The sequence below is a fragment of the Rathayibacter sp. AY1D9 genome (genome assembly GCF_002932395.1).
GTDB lineage: Bacteria > Actinomycetota > Actinomycetes > Actinomycetales > Microbacteriaceae > Rathayibacter.
The window spans coordinates 1-15,782 of record NZ_PSVQ01000035.1 but is presented as its reverse complement, the minus strand read 5'-3'; the positions used below and the strand labels follow the sequence as shown (position 1 = coordinate 15,782).

Below are 15,782 nucleotides of genomic sequence, written 5' to 3'. Positions count from 1 at the left end.
TGCCCCCCGTCCCTCCGGCCCGGCTCAGGCCAGCGCGCCGAAGCGGAGGAGCGGCACCTGCGTCTCCTCCGGCGTGAGCGACCCGTGCTGCCCGATCATCGAGCGGCCGGAGGAGTCGTCCGCCGCGTAGTAGGCGATGGTCCTCCGGGCCGCGACGAACACGTCGCCCATCCGCTCGGCCGCCGCCGGCGAGACCTCGCCGAACCAGCCGCTCGCAGCGACCTCGTCGCGTGTCGCGATCCAGGCGCGTGCGCCCTCCGCCTCGATCCAGCGCCGCGCCACCTCGTCGGGGTCCACACCCGGCTCGAGGTGCAGCTGCAGGCAGCGGGGCTCTCCGCCGAGGTGCCGGACGCCCTCGAGCAGCGGTCCCCGCTCGACGAGCACGTGCGAGGACGCCGGAACGTCCACGATGCCGTGGTCGGCGGTGACCAGCACGCTCTCGCGGGCGGAGAGCCCGCGGACCGCTCCGCCGACCTCCCCGTCCAGGAGCTCGAGCGCTGCCGTCCACTCCGGCGACTCCCAGCCGCGCGCGTGCGCCGCCTGGTCGAGCTCGGGGACGTAGAGGTACACGAGCTGCCGGCCGCCCTCGTCGAGCAGGGCGCGCGCCGCCGTGAAGCGCTCGGCGACGCCGCCGGCGGAGTGGTACTCCGCGCCGCGCAGGATCGCCCGCGTGAGACCGGAGCGGGCGTACCGCGCGGGGCCGATCACTCCGGCCCGGACACCGGCGGCCGAGGCCTGCTCGAAGACCGTGGGGTGGGGCTGCCACGTCTCGGGCACCATGCCCTCGTCCCAGCCGGAGAGCTGGTTGACCAGGCGGTCGGAGGCGCGGTCGAGCACGCGGTAGCCGACCATCCCGTGCCCGCCCGGGCGCAGGCCCGTCGTCAGGCTCGCCAGGGCCGCCGCGGTGGTCGTCGGGAAGCCCGAGACGAGCGTGGTGGCGCGGTTGAGGGCCGGAGCGAGCGTGCGCGAGTGGCCCCCGCGCTGGCGGAGGTTCGCGGCACCCAGGCCGTCGACGAGGACGATCACGATCCGCTCGACGCGGGGCGAGCCGAAGAGGCCGGGGCGGCCCAGGAGCGCGTCGAGGGCGCCCGGCAGGACGTCGGCGAGGCTCCGCCGCCCGTCGGGGGCTGGCGGTAGCATGTGGGTCATCGCGCCCAGTTTCGCACAGCGCCGCCGTCCCCGCCGGGCCGGTGCGGCGGAGCGTGCGCGTGAACGGGAGGGCCGGTCCCGTCCGCGAGGCGCCGTCTCCGCTCCGCCCGTCCCGTCGAGCGCCGCAGGGCGGTGCAGTCCCCCGCCGCCGCCCCGCGCCCGCCACCGAATCGAGTCATGAACGCTGCAGCCCCCTCCTCCGGATCCTCGCTCACCGAGCGCATCGAGGACGTCGACGTCTCGGCCGAGATGGAGGGGTCCTTCCTCGAGTACGCGTACTCGGTCATCTACTCGCGGGCCCTGCCCGACGCCCGCGACGGCCTCAAGCCGGTGCAGCGCCGGATCCTCTACATGATGAGCGAGATGGGGCTGCGGCCCGATCACGGCCACGTGAAGTCGGCCCGCGTGGTCGGCGAGGTGATGGGCAAGCTGCACCCGCACGGCGACGCCTCGATCTACGACTCCCTCGTCCGCCTCGCCCAGCCGTTCACGATGAGGGTCGCCCTCGTCGACGGCCACGGCAACTTCGGCTCCCTCGACGACGGCCCGGCCGCGGCCCGCTACACCGAGGCCCGCCTCGCCCCGGCCGCCACGGCCATGACCGAGCACCTCGGCGAGGACGTCGTCGACTTCGTCCCGAACTACGACAACTCGCACGACCAGCCCGAGGTCCTCCCCTCCGCGTTCCCGAACCTGCTGGTCAACGGGGCCAGCGGCATCGCCGTCGGCATGGCGACGAACATGGCGCCCCACAACCTCGTGGAGGTGATCGGGGCGGCCCGGCACCTGATCGCCCATCCCGACGCGTCCCTGGACGACCTGATGTCGTTCGTCCCCGGACCGGACTTCCCGAGCGGTGGCACGATCGTCGGCCTCGCCGGCGTGCGCGACGCCTACGCGACCGGCCGGGGCGGCTTCAAGACCCGCGCGCGCGTCTCGGTCGAGAGCATCACCGCGCGCAAGTCCGGCCTGGTCGTCACCGAGCTGCCCTACCTCGTCGGCGCCGAGAAGGTCATCGACAAGATCAAGGACGGCGTCCAGAACAAGAAGCTCAGCGGCATCTCGGACGTCACCGACCTGACGGACCGGGACAACGGCCTCCGGCTCGTCATCGGGATCAAGACCGGCTTCAGCCCGGAGGCCGTCCTCGAGCAGCTCTACCGCTACACGCCCCTCGAGGACGCGTTCTCGATCAACAACGTCGCGCTGGTCGACGGCGGCCCGCGCACCCTCGGCCTGAAGGAGCTGCTGCAGGTCTACATCGGCCACCGGGTGCAGGTCGTCACCCGGCGGACCCGCTACCGACTGCGCAAGCGCCAGGAGCGGCTGCACCTGGTCGAGGGCCTGCTCATCGCGATCCTCGACATCGACGAGGTCATCCAGCTGATCCGCGGGAGCGACGACACCGCGGCGGCGCGGGCCCGGCTGATCGAGGTCTTCGACCTCAGCACCCTGCAGGCCGACTACATCCTCGAGCTCCAGCTCCGCCGCCTCACGAAGTTCTCGCGCATCGAGCTCGAGACCGAGCGCGACACCCTCCTCGCCGAGATCGCCGAGCTCGAGGCCCTCCTCGCCAGCCGCTCACGGATCGACGAGCTGGTCTCGGACGAGCTCGACGAGGTCGCCCAGCGCCTCGGGACCCCGCGGCGCACCCTGCTCACCGAGGCGCGTCCCTCCGTCGCCACCACCGGGCGGAAGGCCGCCGCGGTGCTCGAGATCGCGGACGTGCCCTGCCGGGTGCTGCTGAGCACCACCGGCCGCATGGTGCGGGTCGACCGCGACCCCGAGGCCGCTCCCCACCCCGAGCGCGCCACGCGCCGCTCGAAGCACGACGCCGTCCTCAGCGTGCTCGACACGACCAGCCGGACGGAGATCGGCGCGGTCACCAGCGCCGGTCGGCTCCTCCGCTTCTCGCCGGTCGACGTGCCCGCCGTCCCCTCCTCCTCGGTGCAGCTGGGCGCGGGCGTGCGCATGAGCGACTACCTCCCGCACCTGGCGAAGGACGAGCGGGTGCTCGCGCTCGTCGCCCTCGACGACGAGCGGCCGATCGCGCTCGGCACCCAGCAGGGCGTCGTCAAGCGCGTCGCGCCGGGCGAGCTGCCCAACCGCCCGGACATCGAGCTCATCGCCCTGAAGCCGAAGGACGCCGTCGTGGGCGCGGCCGCGTCGGGTGAGGAGGACGAGCTGGTCTTCGTCACCGGCGAGGCCCAGCTGCTGCGCTTCCCCGCGTCCGCCGTCCGCCCTCAGGGCCGGACCGCCGCGGGGATGGCCGGGGTCAAGCTGGCCGAGACCGACGACGTCGTGCACTTCGCCGTCGTCGCCGCCGAGGACCGGGACGAGGCCGTCGTCGCGACGGTCGCCGTCGACAGCTGGGCCCTCTCGGGGACCGACACCGGTAGTGCGAAGGTCTCGCCGTTCTCGGAGTTCCCCGCCAAGGGCAGGGCCACCGGCGGAGTCCGTGCGCAGCGCTTCCTCAAGGGTGAGACCGCCCTCGGAGTGGCGTGGGTCGGCCCCGGTCCCGCGCACGCGCTCGAGGCCGACGGCTCGGTCGCCGCGCTGCCCGACTCCGGGATGAAGCGCGACGGCTCCGGCGTGGCGCTCGCGGCGCCGATCGCGACGATCGGAGCGGCGCCCGAGGTGTTCTGAGCCCCGCGGCTCAGACGTCGATGCGGTCCCGCGACAGCGACTCGGACCCGCGGACGATGAACTCCTTGCGGGGCGCCACGTCGTTGCCCATCAGCAGCTCGAACACCCGGCCGGCGTTCTCGGCGTCCGCTACCCGCACCCGGCGGAGGGTGCGGCGGGAGCGGTCCATGGTCGTCGTGGCCAGCTGGTCCGCGTCCATCTCGCCGAGCCCCTTGTAGCGCTGGATCGGGTCCTGGTAGCGGCGGCCCGCCTTGCCGAGGGCCGCGAGCACGCTCTGCAGCTCCTTCTCGGAGTAGGTGTAGATCGTCTCGTTCGGCTTCTTCCCCGCGTTCATCACCACGAGCCGGTGCAGCGGAGGCACGGCGGCGAAGACGCGCCCCGCCTCGACGAGCGGCCGCATGTAGCGGAAGAAGAGCGTGAGCAGCAGGGTGCGGATGTGGGCGCCGTCGACGTCGGCGTCGCTCATCAGGATGATCTTCCCGTAGCGGGCGGCCGAGAGGTCGAAGGAGCGGCCGGAGCCGGCTCCGATCACCTGGATCATCGAGGCGCACTCGGCGTTCGAGAGCATGTCGGCGATGCTCGCCTTCTGCGTGTTGAGGATCTTCCCCCGGATCGGCAGCAGGGCCTGGTACTCGCTGTTGCGGGCGAGCTTGGCGGTGCCGAGGGCGGAGTCGCCCTCGACGATGAAGAGCTCGCTGTTCTCGACGTCGCTGCTGCGGCAGTCGACCAGCTTCGCCGGAAGGGAGGAGGACTCCAGCGCGTTCTTGCGGCGCTGCGTCTCCTTGTGCGCGCGGGCCGAGATCCGCGACTTCATCTCGGCGACGACCTTCTCGAGGAGCTGGGAGGTCTGCGCCTTGTCCTCGCGGCGCGTCGAGGAGAACACCGCGCCCAGCGTCGAGGCGATGGTGGAGGCGACGATCGCGCGGACGGCGGGCGTGCCCAGCACCTCCTTCGTCTGGCCTTCGAACTGCGGCTCAGGGAGCCGCACGGTCAGCACGGCGCTGAGCCCGGCGAGGACGTCGTCCTTCTCGAGCTTGTCCGAGCCGACCTTGAGGCGGCGGGCGTTCGCCTCCACCTGGGAGCGGAGCAGCTTCAGCAGGCCCTGCTCGAAGCCGGTCTGGTGCGTCCCGCCCTTGGGCGTCGAGATGATGTTCACGAAGCTGCGCATCACCGTCTCGTAGCCGGTGCCCCAGCGCAGGGCGATGTCGACCTCGCAGGTGCGCTCCACCTCGGTGGGCACCATGGCGCCGCCGGGGGTCAGCACCGGCACGGTCTCGGTGAAGGTGCCGGAGCCGGTGAGGCGCAGCACCTCGGTCACGGGGGCGTCGGGGGCGAGGAACTCGACGAACTCCGAGATGCCGCCGTCGTAGCGGAACATCTCGGCGCGGCGCTCGTCCGCCCGGTCGTCGACGATGTCGATCGTCAGGCCGGGGACGAGGAACGCGGTCTGCCGGGCGCGCGTCACCAGGTCGTCCGTCTGGAACGAGGCGCCCTTCGTGAAGATCTGGCGGTCGGCCCAGTAGCGCACGCGCGTACCGGTGACGCCCTTGGCGACCTTCCCGACGACCGTCAGCTCCGACCCGTTCTCGAACGGCGTGAACGGAGCGTCGGGGGTGGGCTCGCCCGCGTCGGCGAAGCGCCCGGGCTCCCCCCGGTGGAACGACATCCGGTAGGTGCGGCCGTTGCGGTCGACCTCGACGTCGAGGCGCTCCGAGAGCGCGTTGACCACGGAGGCGCCGACGCCGTGCAGACCGCCGGACGCCGCGTAGGACCCGGAGCCGAACTTGCCGCCCGCGTGCAGCTTCGTGAACACGACCTCGACTCCGGAGAGCCCCGTCTTCGGCTCGATGTCGACCGGGATCCCGCGCGCGCGGTCGCGCACCTCGACGCTGCCGTCGGCGTGCAGGAGCACGCTGATCTCGGTCCCGTGCCCGGCCAGCGCCTCGTCGACGGAGTTGTCGATGACCTCCCAGAGGCAGTGCATGAGGCCGCGCGAGTCGGTCGATCCGATGTACATGCCGGGCCGCTTCCGGACCGCCTCGAGACCCTCGAGGACGGAGAGGTGGCGGGCGTTGTAGTCGGTGGAGGCCATCCGCCCAGTCTACTTTCGGGAACCGCTCCGGCCGCGGTGGCGCGGCACCCGGCGACAGCACGATGGCCGCTCGGCGCGGGGCCCCTACGCGCAGAGCGAAATGCCGACCGATCGACTCCGTGCGGAAACAATCGCGTGCTTGGATGGGTTCCACTAAGCAGAGATCGAAGAACGAGTGCAGGAGGCCAAGTCATGTCGACCACAGCAACCCAGAACGGCGTGGACGAGCTCGCCGGTGCCCACCAGCTCTCCGCCGCCGACCGCTGCGACAGCTGCGGTGCCCAGGCGTACATCCGAGTGGTCGTGAACAACGGAGAACTGCTGTTCTGCGCGCACCACGGGAAGAAGTACCAGGAGAAGCTCTCCAGCATCGCCCAGAGCTGGCACGACGAGTCCGCCCGACTCTTCGAGGAGCAGCGTCCCTAGCGCGTCCCCGATCAGCCCGGACGGCGCGTCAGCGCCCTACCGACCGACACCGAGCCGCTTCGCGATCACTTCGCGAGCGGCTCGTGCCGTTTCATCGACCAGGCGGAGACGCTCGTCCGACGGGGAGTAGGCGTCGCCGAGGGCGCGCCGCAGGATCGCGTCCGCGAGCGAGGGGTTCTTCGCGAGGACGGGGCCGTGCAGGTGCGTGCCCAGAAGGCCTCCCTCCGCGTAGCCCTCGTGGCCGGCGCCGTCGCCGGTGCCGTGCAGCACTCGGCCGAGCGCGTCCTCGGGCGCGATCCCGGTCATCCGGCGCTCGTGGTTCTCGAATCCGACGAGGACGCCGCCCGGCGTCTCGACGAGGAGGTCGTCGGTCGCGCGCTCGCCCGTGACCGAGTCTCCGGGGAACAGTCCGATCCCCCGGGCGCCGCCCGCGGCCGTGCTGATCGAACCGGCCAGCATCTCCCAGCCGGCTCCGACCGCGACCACCTGAGTGCCCTGGTCGACCCAGACCCGCAGCGTCGGCGCGATCTCGTGGAGGAGTGCCAGGACGCCCGGGAGGTCCTCGTCCGCTCCCGTCCCGGCGACCAGGACGTCCGGACGGACCTCGGCGTCGGAGGCGGTCGCCAGCGGCACCACCTCCGCCTCGACGCCCGACCAGCGCGCCCGAGCCGCGAGGACCCGGGCGTTCGCCGCGTCGCCGTTGCTGTCCAGGACGTCGGGAGCGAGCACGGCGATGCGGAGGGTGGTCACGCGGTCTCCTCGCGGTTGGTGACGAGCTGCAGGTGCGCACGGGTGCGGCGCATCGAATCGGCCGAGAAGACGATGGTCTTCCGGCCGGAGGCGGGGGTCGGCAGAGCGAGGAACGCGTCGAGCGCGCGACCCAGGTCCTCGTCGACGGAGTCGACGCGCACGCCGTCGTAGCGCAGGTGCAGCGCCGCCTCGTGCGCCTTCGACCCCGAGACGACCCGGACGTGCCCGAGCACGGAGGTGTCCACGGGCCAGAAGTAGGAGGGGTCTCGGACGTCGGAGCCGATCGCGAGCATGATCTGCTCGGTCCCCTCGGGGATCTCCGCGATGTTCAGGCGGTAGCTCGCCGGGTTCTGAACCAGGACGAACTCGACCTCGTGGCCGCGCACGGTGACGATCTCGCCCCGCCCGAAGACGGGGTCGATGCTCGAGAGCGCGGAGGCGGCGAGGGCCGGGTCGAAGCGCTCGGCGAGCACGGCGCGGGCCGTGGAGACGGCCGCCGCGGCGTCCACCGCGTAGTGGACGCCCCGTGCGGGGAGCCGGACCTCGAGCGGGTCGCCGTCGCTGACGATGCGCGCGGCCGCTCCCGTCGTGCTCTCGACGACGGTGGTGGCACGGTCGGTCCCGGCCTCCGCCTCCGCGGCGTAGCCGAGACCGCCGGACGCGGAGTCGCGGACGGAGGAGGAGACGCCGTACCAGCGGATCCGCTCGTCGGGGAGGGAGGTCGCGACATCGGCGACGTGGCGGTCGTCGGCGTTCAGCACGACGGGACCGGTCGCGCGGGAGGCGATGGTGCCGAGCATCCGGGCGACCATGGCCGGATCGAAGAAGCGGTCGATCTGGTCGACCACCACGTTCGTCAGCAGGACGACGCGGGGGCGCATCCGGGGCGCGAGGCGCGCGCCGTGACCCTCGTCCATCTCGAGGACGGCGATGTCGGCGTCGATCCGTCCGCGGAGGTCCGCCCGCTCCAGGAGCGCGGAGGTCAGCCCCTGGGCGATGTTGGCCGTCGAGGGGTTGGTGAAGACCCGGAGCCCGTGCGCGCGGAGCACCGCGACCAGCATCTTGGTCGTGGTCGACTTGCCCGCCGATCCCGTGACGACCACGAGGCCGTCCCGGAATCCGTCGAGCACCGCGGGCAGGAATCCGGGCGCGACGCGGTTCACCACGAGTCCGGGCACGGCGGATCCCCCGCCGGGCTTCCGGACCCGCGCGGCGAACCGGGCGGCCCTCCCGAGGAGGACCGCCGGCGCGTAGCGGATCACCGGCCTACTCGAGGTAGTCGCGGAGCGACTGCGAGCGGGACGGGTGGCGGAGCTTGGCCATCGTCTTGGACTCGATCTGGCGGATGCGCTCGCGCGTCACGCCGAAGGTGTCGCCGATCTGGTCGAGCGTCTTCGGCATGCCGTCGCCGAGGCCGAAGCGCATGCGGATCACGCCGGCCTCGCGCTCCGAGAGCGAGTCGAGCAGCGACTCCAGCTGCTTCTGCAGCATGGTGAAGCCCACGGCGTCAGCCGGGACGACCGCCTCGGTGTCCTCGATGAGGTCGCCGAACTCGCTGTCGCCGTCCTCGCCCAAGGGCGTGTGCAGTGAGATCGGCTCGCGCCCGTACTTCTGCACCTCGATGACCTTCTCGGGGGTCATGTCGAGCTCGCGCGAGAGCTCCTCGGGCGTGGGCTCGCGGCCCAGGTCCTGGAGCATCTGGCGCTGCACGCGGGCCAGCTTGTTGATGACCTCGACCATGTGCACCGGGATGCGGATGGTGCGGGCCTGGTCGGCCATCGCGCGGGTGATCGCCTGGCGGATCCACCACGTGGCGTAGGTCGAGAACTTGAAGCCCTTGGTGTAGTCGAACTTCTCGACCGCACGGATGAGGCCCAGGTTGCCCTCCTGGATGAGGTCGAGGAACTGCATCCCGCGACCGGTGTAGCGCTTCGCGAGGCTGACGACGAGCCGGAGGTTCGCTCCGAGCAGGTGGCTCTTCGCGCGCTGGCCGTCCTTCGCGACCCAGCGCAGCTCGCGGACGAGCTCCGGGCTGAGGTCTGTCGAGTTGGCGAGCTTGTCCTCGGCGAACAGGCCGGCCTCGATGCGCATCGCGAGCTCGACCTCCTCGGCCGCGTTCAGGAGCGCGACCTTGCCGATCTGCTTCAGGTAGTCCTTGACCGGGTCGGCGGTGGCACCGGTGATCGCGGTCGAGTAGACCGGGACCTCGTCGTCCTCTCCGCCGAACGACAGGACGAGCGCACCGCTCGGGAGCGGCTCGGCCGGAGCGGCGACGGCAGCGGCGGCCGGGGCCTCCGGTGTCTCCGCGTCGTCCTTCGCGTCGGTCTCGGTGTCCTCGGCGACGACCTCGGTCTCCTCCTCCGCCGCCTCGTCGGGCTCGACGGCGTCGGTCGGCTCCTCCTCGGTGTCGGCGGGAGCGGCGGCCTTGGTCGTGGCGCGCGAGCGGGTCGTCTTGGCCGCGGTGGTCTTGGCCGCCGTGGTCTTCGCCGCGGGCTTGCGTGTCGCGGGCTTCTTGGTGGTCGTCGTCACGTCGTCGTCGACGGCGTCGAGCGTTGCGGTCTTGGTAGCTCTGGTGGCCATGGCGGCACCTCTCCATCCGTTGCGTCCCGGGGGCGGGCGGCGCGGGAGGGCGTCGTCCGTCGGTGGGCATTACGAGGACCCATGTCAAGTCGAGGACGTCGCACGCCCGACGTGGGCCTGGTGCTCCTCGACCCGAACGGGTCCTATTGACAATTATTGCACGTCTGAGTAGTGCAGCCGTGCGGTGCGGTGCGAGTGGGGCTCGATCCGGCGGGATCCGGGCCGTTCCGCTGGGACATCGCGTCTGCAGAAGGGCGGATCGACGGGGACGACCGTCAGCGCCCCGCGCGGCCGCGGCGCATCCGGTCACTCAGTGCAACCCAGAGAGGGGCCACGGTTATTCCCTCGTCCTCGGCCAGGCGGCGGCGGGTCCGGCGGCGCGCGACGACGAGTCCGACGACTCCGGCGCCGACCACCACGTACTGCACGCACCACGCCAGGCGGAAGTGCTCGAGCGAGTAGGTCTGCTCGGAGGAGGCACCGGGACCGGCCAGTGCGTCGAGGATCAGGCCGATCGCGAACATCATCGTGAAGCTGGCCAGGAACCCGCCCACGTTGACGACTCCGTTCGCCGCGCCGAGGCTCCGCGAGGGGTTGAACGTGCGGGCGAAGTCGAACCCGATCATGGAGCCGGGGCCGCCCGCTCCGACGACGATCAGGAGCAGCACCACGAGCCAGTACGGCGGGATGCCGGGCCAGAGCAGCACGACGGTCCAGGCGACCGCCATCGCCGAGACGATCCCGAGCACGAGGTTGCTGCGGCGCATGGGGTGGCGGGCGGTCAGGACGCCGAGCACCGGCCCGACGACGATCCCCGCGATCACGACGATCGTGAGGGTCGGCGCGGCGACGGTCGGCGGCAGACCGATCGCGTAGACGAGGAAGGGGTAGCCCCAGAGGAGCGTGAAGACCGTGCCGGAGGACTGCGTGACGAAGTGCGACCAGAAGCCGAGCTGCGTCCCCGGCCGGCGCAGGCTCACTCCGAGCTGCGCGATCGTCGCCCGGAGCGTCGGGGGCACCACCGTGATCGGCTCGGTGCGCGGCGGAACGTCGGCGACCAGGAGGAGCACGCCGAGGAAGGACACGGCCCCGAGGCCGGCGGCGCTGAGGAACGCGGGCTCCCAGCCGAACGTGTGGAGGATCGCCGCGAACGGGAGTGCGGAGAGGATCTGGCCCACCTGGCCGATGTTGCCGATCCACTGCGAGAGCTGCGGCACGATCGGTCCGCTGAACCAGGTCACCGTGAGGCGGATCACGGAGGTGAAGATCGCGGCGTCCCCGGCTCCCAGCAGGATCCGCCCGACGATCGCGACGCCGATGCCCGGCGCGATCGCGACCACGACCTGGCCCGCCATCATCAGGGCCGTGCCCGAGAGGATCAGGGTCCGCGGGCCGAACCGGTCGATGAGGATCCCGACCGGGATCTGCATCCCGGCGTAGACGATCAGCTGGACGACGGCGAGCGACGAGAGGACGGCGGCCGCCACCCCGAACCGCTCCGCGGCGTCCACTCCTGCGACGCCCAGCGTCGTGCGGTCCAGGACCGCCACGAGGTAGGCGAACGCTCCGGCACCGAAGACGAACCAGGCTCGACGATCACGCACTCGTCCGATCCTACGGCCGCTCAGGAGGCGGTGGGCTCCTCGCCCGGGCGGCGGATCGCGAGGAACTTCTCGAGCTCGGCGGCGATCGCGTCGGCGCTGGGCACGAAGCCGTCCTCGTCGGTGAGCGGCGAGCGGAGGCTCGTCCCCTCCATGTAGGTGTCGTGCCGCGCCTCGAGGGCCGAGACCAGCTTCTGCAGCTCGTCGTTGCCGCCGACCTGCTCGTCGACCTTGCCGAGGAACTCCCGCCCGCTCTCGCGCAGGCGGTCCGTCGGGAAGATGAGGCCGGTCGACGCCGAGATGCTCTCGAGCGCCGCGACCGCCGCCTGCGGGTACTCGGTGTCCGACAGGTAGTGGGGGATGAGCAGCGCGAAGCCGACCACGGTCAGACCGCGCTCGTAGAGGCGCAGCTCGAGCAGGTGGAGGACGTTCGAGGGCACCTGCGTGTGCGGCTTCCAGACCGACATCGCCTCGATCAGGTCCTCGCGGTTGCCGCTCACGGTGACGCCGACGGGCCGGGTGTGCGGCACGGGCATCGGGATCGCCTGGACCCACGTGGTCGAGGCGACGTCGAGCCGCTCGAGGAGGGAGACCACCGCGCGGGTGAACCGCTCCCACTGGAAGTCGGGCTCGAAGCCGGTGAGCAGGAGGAACGGCTGGTGCAGCTCGTCGTGCGCGAGCGAGAGCCGGAGCATCGCAGGACGGTAGTCCGTCAGGTGGTCCTGGTCGAAGGTGATGATGGGGCGGCGGGCCCGGTAGTCGAGCAGCTGATCCTGGTCGAAGACCGCGACTTCGCGGTGCTCGAGGGTCTCGAAGAGGTACTCCCCCAGCTGCCCCACCGCTCCCCCGGCGTCGGCCGAGCCGGTCAGGCCCGCGACGAGGTGCAGCCCGCGCGGGATCTCGGAGAGGTCGCCCTCGATCTCGAACAGGTCTTCCGGATCCAGCATGCGTCCAGTCTAAACGGGGGTCCCGGCGCCCCGTCCGGGTCCGCTGAGCCCTCAGCGAACAGCGCCTAGCATTGCCGCCATGCCCCTCTCCTCTCTCGAGTACTCGACCGTTCCCGCCTCCGACATCGACACCGACGCCCTCGTCCTCGGCGTCGCCCCGGGACCCGACGGTCCCCGGCTCGTCGGCGCGGAGGGCTTCGAGGAGCTGGCCCCCGCGCTGAGCGCGCTCGGCGCGACCGGCGCGGCCGAGACGCTCGTGCGCGTGCCGTCCTCGGTCCGTGCCGGAGTGATCGTGCTCGTCGGACTCGGCTCGGCGGAGCCCGACGACACCGCGCTGCGAAACGCCGCGGGCGCCGCCGTCCGCCTGCTCGCGGGGTCCGCCTCCGTGGCCCTCTCCCTCCCCGCCGGCTCCGACGGCACGCTCGCCGCGGTCGCCGAGGGCGCCGCGCTCGGCTCCTACTCCTTCACCGCCTTCCGCGGCAGCACCGCCGCCGCGGCGAAGGCGCCCGTCGAGCACGTCGTCCTGCTGGGCGGCGGCGAGTCGGCCGACCCCGCCGTCCTGGACCGGGCGCTCGTGCTCGGCCGCGCGGTCGGCACGGTGAAGGACCTCGTCAACACTCCCCCGTCGCACCTCTACCCGCAGACGCTGGCCGAGGCCGTGCAGACCGGCGCAGAGGGACTGCCCCTCGAGGTCACCGTCTGGGACGAGGAGGCCCTCGCGGAGGAGGGGTTCGGCGGCATCCTCGGAGTCGGCAGCGGCTCCTCCCGCCCGCCCCGCCTCGTGAAGGTCGCCTACGCGCCCGAGGGCGCGAGCACCCACCTCGCCCTGGTCGGCAAGGGCATCACCTTCGACAGCGGCGGACTCTCGCTCAAGCCGCCGGCCTCGATGATCGGGATGAAGACCGACATGGCGGGCGCGGCGACCGTGTACGCCGTCGTGCGCGCCATCGCGGAGCTCGGCCTCCCGCTCCGCGCGACCGCCTGGCTCTGCATCGCCGAGAACCTCCCCTCCGGGACCGCGATCCGCCCGGACGACGTGCTCACCGTGCGCGGCGGGACCACGGTGGAGGTGCTGAACACCGACGCCGAGGGCCGACTGGTGCTCGCCGACGGCCTCGTCGCCGCCAGCGAGGAGCAGCCCGATGCGATCATCGACGTCGCGACGCTGACCGGCGCCTCCGTGGTCGCCCTCGGCAACCGGACCGTCGGCGCTCTGGGCGACGACGAGCTGGTCTCCCGCGTCCTCGACGCCGCCCGCGCGGCGGGAGAGCCCTTCTGGCAGATGCCCCTCCCCGCGGAGCTGCGACCGCTGCTGAACTCGGACATCGCCGACATCGCGAACGTCAAGCCGGGCAACACCGCCGGCGGCATGCTCCTCGCCGGCCACTTCCTCCGCGAGTTCGTCGGGAAGCGCGGCGAGGGCGAGGACGCGACCACGATCCCGTGGGCGCACCTCGACATCGCCGGCCCCTCGAGCAACGGAGGCGGCGGCTACGGCTTCACCGGAGCCGGCGCCACGGGGGTCTCGGTGCGCGCGCTGATCGCCCTGGCCGAGGGCTTCGCGAGCGCGTAGTAGGGTCGACGGGGCGGGAGATCCCGCCTCGTCCCCCCTCCCGATCCGCTCGGCGCTCAGCGTCGGAGCCGGTCGGCCGGGAAGCGGGACCGCACGTCGCGAGGGAGTCACTGGGTGTCGGAAGAGCGCTACGACCTGGTCGTGCTCGGAGGTGGCAGCGGCGGGTACGCGGCGGCCCTCCGGGCGACGCAGCTGGGGATGAGCGTCGCGCTCGTGGAGCGCGACAAGGTCGGCGGCACCTGCCTGCACCGGGGATGCGTGCCCACCAAGGCCCTGCTGCACGCCGCCGAGCTGGCGGACGGCGCCCGCGAGGGAGAGAAGTACGGCGTGCTCTCGAGCTTCACCGGGATCGACATGGCAGGCGTCACGCGCTACCGCGAGGGCGTCGTCGCCGGCAAGTACAAGGGGCTCCAGAGCCTCGTGTCCTCGCGCGGCATCACGGTCGTCACGGGCGAGGGCCGTCTCACCGCGCCCGGCACGGTGACCGTCGGCGAGCACGTGCTCCACGGCGCGTCGATCGTCGTCGCCACCGGGTCCGCCTCCCGCACCCTCCCCGGCATCGAGATCGGCGGCCGGATCCTGACGAGCGACCAGGCTCTCGAGCTCGACCACGTGCCCGCGAGCGTCGTCGTCCTCGGCGGCGGAGTGATCGGCGTCGAGTTCGCGAGCGTCTGGCGCTCGTTCGGCGCCGAGGTCACGATCGTCGAGGCCCTCCCCCACCTCGTTCCCAACGAGGACGAGAGCGTCAGCAAGCAGCTGGAGCGCGCCTTCCGCAAGCGGGGCATCGCCTTCCAGCTGGGATCCCGCGTCGCGTCGGTCTCGCAGAGCGAGGGCGGCGTCTCCGTGTCGCTCGAGAGCGGCGCCACGGTGGAGGGCGAGATCCTGCTGGTCGCCGTCGGCCGCGGCCCGGTGACCGCGGGCATCGGCCTCGAGGAGGCCGGGGTCCGCCTCGACCGCGGCTACGTGCTGACCGACGAGCGCCTGCAGACCTCCGTCCCCGGCGTGTACGCCGTGGGCGACATCGTGCCGGGGCTCCAGCTCGCGCACCGGAGCTTCCAGCAGGGGATCTTCGTCGCGGAGGAGATCGCCGGTCTGGGCCCGCAGGTCGTCTCGGACGTCAACGTCCCGAAGGTGACCTACAGCGACCCCGAAGTGGCCTCCGTCGGCCTCGGCGAGGCCCGCGCGATCGCCGAGTACGGCGCCGAGCGCGTCGCCGTGTACGACTACGGCCTCGGCGGCAACGCCCGGAGCACGATCATCGGGACCACCGGCTCCGTGAAGGTCGTGCGCCTGGTCGACGGCCCCGTCGTCGGCGTGCACATGGTCGGAGCCCGCGTCGGCGAGCTGATCGGCGAGGCTCAGCTCATCGTGAACTGGGAGGCGCACCCCGAGGACGTCGCGCCCCTCGTGCACGCGCACCCCACTCAGAACGAGGCGCTCGGCGAGGCGCACCTCGCTCTGGCCGGGAAGCCGCTGCACGCCCTGTAGAACCACTGCGGTGCGGCGATCCGCCGCTTCCGCATCAGTAAGCTGGACATCGAAACACAAGCGTCTTAAGGAGACAGGCTCATGAGCGAATCCGTCAGCCTCCCGGCACTCGGAGAGAGTGTCACGGAAGGAACGGTCACCCGCTGGCTGAAGAACGTCGGGGACCGCGTCGAGGTGGACGAGCCCCTGCTCGAGGTCTCGACCGACAAGGTCGACACCGAGATCCCGTCGCCCGTCGCGGGAGTGATCGAGGAGATCCTCGTCCAGGAGGACGAGACCGTCGAGGTCGGCGCCGAGCTGGTGCGCATCGGCGACGGCTCCGGAGCCGCGTCGGCGTCCGAGCCCGAGGCTCCCGCCGAGGAGGCCCCCGAGGTCCAGGCCGCCGAGACCGAGGCCACCGACGAGGCGACCCCGTCGGTCGACGCCGAGAGCGACGCCGAGGCCCCCGCCCCGGCCGAGCCCGAGCCGGCCCCGGCCGCCGAGAAGCCCGCCGCCCCGGTCAAGGACTACCTGAAGCAGATCGGCAAGGT

Annotated in this window: 12 protein-coding genes; 5 read left to right on the top strand and 7 right to left on the bottom strand. The window is 72.3% G+C overall.

Features of this window, described 5'->3' with window-relative positions; translation table 11 throughout:
* Positions 1 to 24: 24 nt before the first annotated feature.
* Positions 25 to 1,149 carry an alkaline phosphatase family protein gene (locus C5C50_RS13335; protein WP_258067761.1) on the bottom strand — a complete coding sequence of 375 codons (1,125 nt, stop codon included), beginning with the start codon at positions 1,147 to 1,149 and terminating at the stop codon, positions 25 to 27.
* A 177-nt stretch (positions 1,150 to 1,326) separates the two neighbouring features.
* On the opposite strand from C5C50_RS13335, the gene C5C50_RS13330 reads away from it, so the two are divergent.
* Positions 1,327 to 3,795: a DNA topoisomerase (ATP-hydrolyzing) subunit A gene (locus tag C5C50_RS13330; protein WP_104268676.1), complete on the top strand. Its 2,469-nt coding sequence runs from the start codon at positions 1,327 to 1,329 to the stop codon at positions 3,793 to 3,795.
* Positions 3,796 to 3,805: 10 nt separating this feature from the next.
* Here C5C50_RS13330 and C5C50_RS13325 read toward each other — a convergent pair whose 3' ends face one another.
* Positions 3,806 to 5,887, bottom strand: a complete 2,082-nt coding sequence (locus tag C5C50_RS13325; protein ID WP_104225230.1) for a type IIA DNA topoisomerase subunit B — start codon at positions 5,885 to 5,887, stop codon at positions 3,806 to 3,808.
* A 192-nt stretch (positions 5,888 to 6,079) separates the two neighbouring features.
* On the opposite strand from C5C50_RS13325, the gene C5C50_RS13320 reads away from it, so the two are divergent.
* Positions 6,080 to 6,313, top strand: a complete 234-nt coding sequence (locus C5C50_RS13320) for a hypothetical protein (protein ID WP_068212876.1) — start codon at positions 6,080 to 6,082, stop codon at positions 6,311 to 6,313.
* 36 nt (positions 6,314 to 6,349) lie between these two features.
* On the opposite strand, the gene C5C50_RS13315 is transcribed toward C5C50_RS13320, so the two are convergent.
* The 5 genes from C5C50_RS13315 to C5C50_RS13295 all read right to left on the bottom strand — a co-directional run bounded on the left by C5C50_RS13315 (position 6,350) and on the right by C5C50_RS13295 (position 12,191).
* Positions 6,350 to 7,063 (bottom strand): type 1 glutamine amidotransferase, encoded by a 714-nt coding sequence (locus C5C50_RS13315; protein WP_146084578.1) that lies wholly within the window; start codon positions 7,061 to 7,063, stop codon positions 6,350 to 6,352.
* Positions 7,060 to 8,325, bottom strand: a complete 1,266-nt coding sequence (locus C5C50_RS13310; protein ID WP_104273654.1) for a Mur ligase family protein — start codon at positions 8,323 to 8,325, stop codon at positions 7,060 to 7,062. The genes C5C50_RS13315 and C5C50_RS13310 overlap by 4 nt, the downstream gene beginning before the upstream one ends.
* Before the next feature lie 4 nt (positions 8,326 to 8,329).
* Positions 8,330 to 9,643 (bottom strand): RNA polymerase sigma factor, encoded by a 1,314-nt coding sequence (locus C5C50_RS13305; protein WP_104222118.1) that lies wholly within the window; start codon positions 9,641 to 9,643, stop codon positions 8,330 to 8,332.
* A 275-nt stretch (positions 9,644 to 9,918) separates the two neighbouring features.
* Positions 9,919 to 11,247, bottom strand: a complete 1,329-nt coding sequence (locus C5C50_RS13300; protein ID WP_104261522.1) for a nitrate/nitrite transporter — start codon at positions 11,245 to 11,247, stop codon at positions 9,919 to 9,921.
* Positions 11,248 to 11,267: 20 nt separating this feature from the next.
* Complete coding sequence (locus C5C50_RS13295) at positions 11,268 to 12,191, bottom strand: proteasome assembly chaperone family protein (protein ID WP_104238748.1); 924 nt, start codon at positions 12,189 to 12,191, stop codon at positions 11,268 to 11,270.
* Between the two features lie 79 nt (positions 12,192 to 12,270).
* Here C5C50_RS13295 and C5C50_RS13290 point away from each other — a divergent pair, with 79 nt between their 5' ends.
* From C5C50_RS13290 to C5C50_RS13280, 3 genes are all read left to right on the top strand, one after another.
* Positions 12,271 to 13,764, top strand: a complete 1,494-nt coding sequence (locus C5C50_RS13290; RefSeq protein ID WP_104225226.1) for a leucyl aminopeptidase — start codon at positions 12,271 to 12,273, stop codon at positions 13,762 to 13,764.
* Between the two features lie 114 nt (positions 13,765 to 13,878).
* Positions 13,879 to 15,252, top strand: a complete 1,374-nt coding sequence (lpdA, locus tag C5C50_RS13285) for a dihydrolipoyl dehydrogenase (RefSeq protein WP_104268680.1) — start codon at positions 13,879 to 13,881, stop codon at positions 15,250 to 15,252.
* Between the two features lie 81 nt (positions 15,253 to 15,333).
* On the top strand, positions 15,334 to 15,782 hold a 449-nt coding region (locus C5C50_RS13280; RefSeq protein WP_308471834.1), incomplete at its 3' end, for a biotin/lipoyl-containing protein.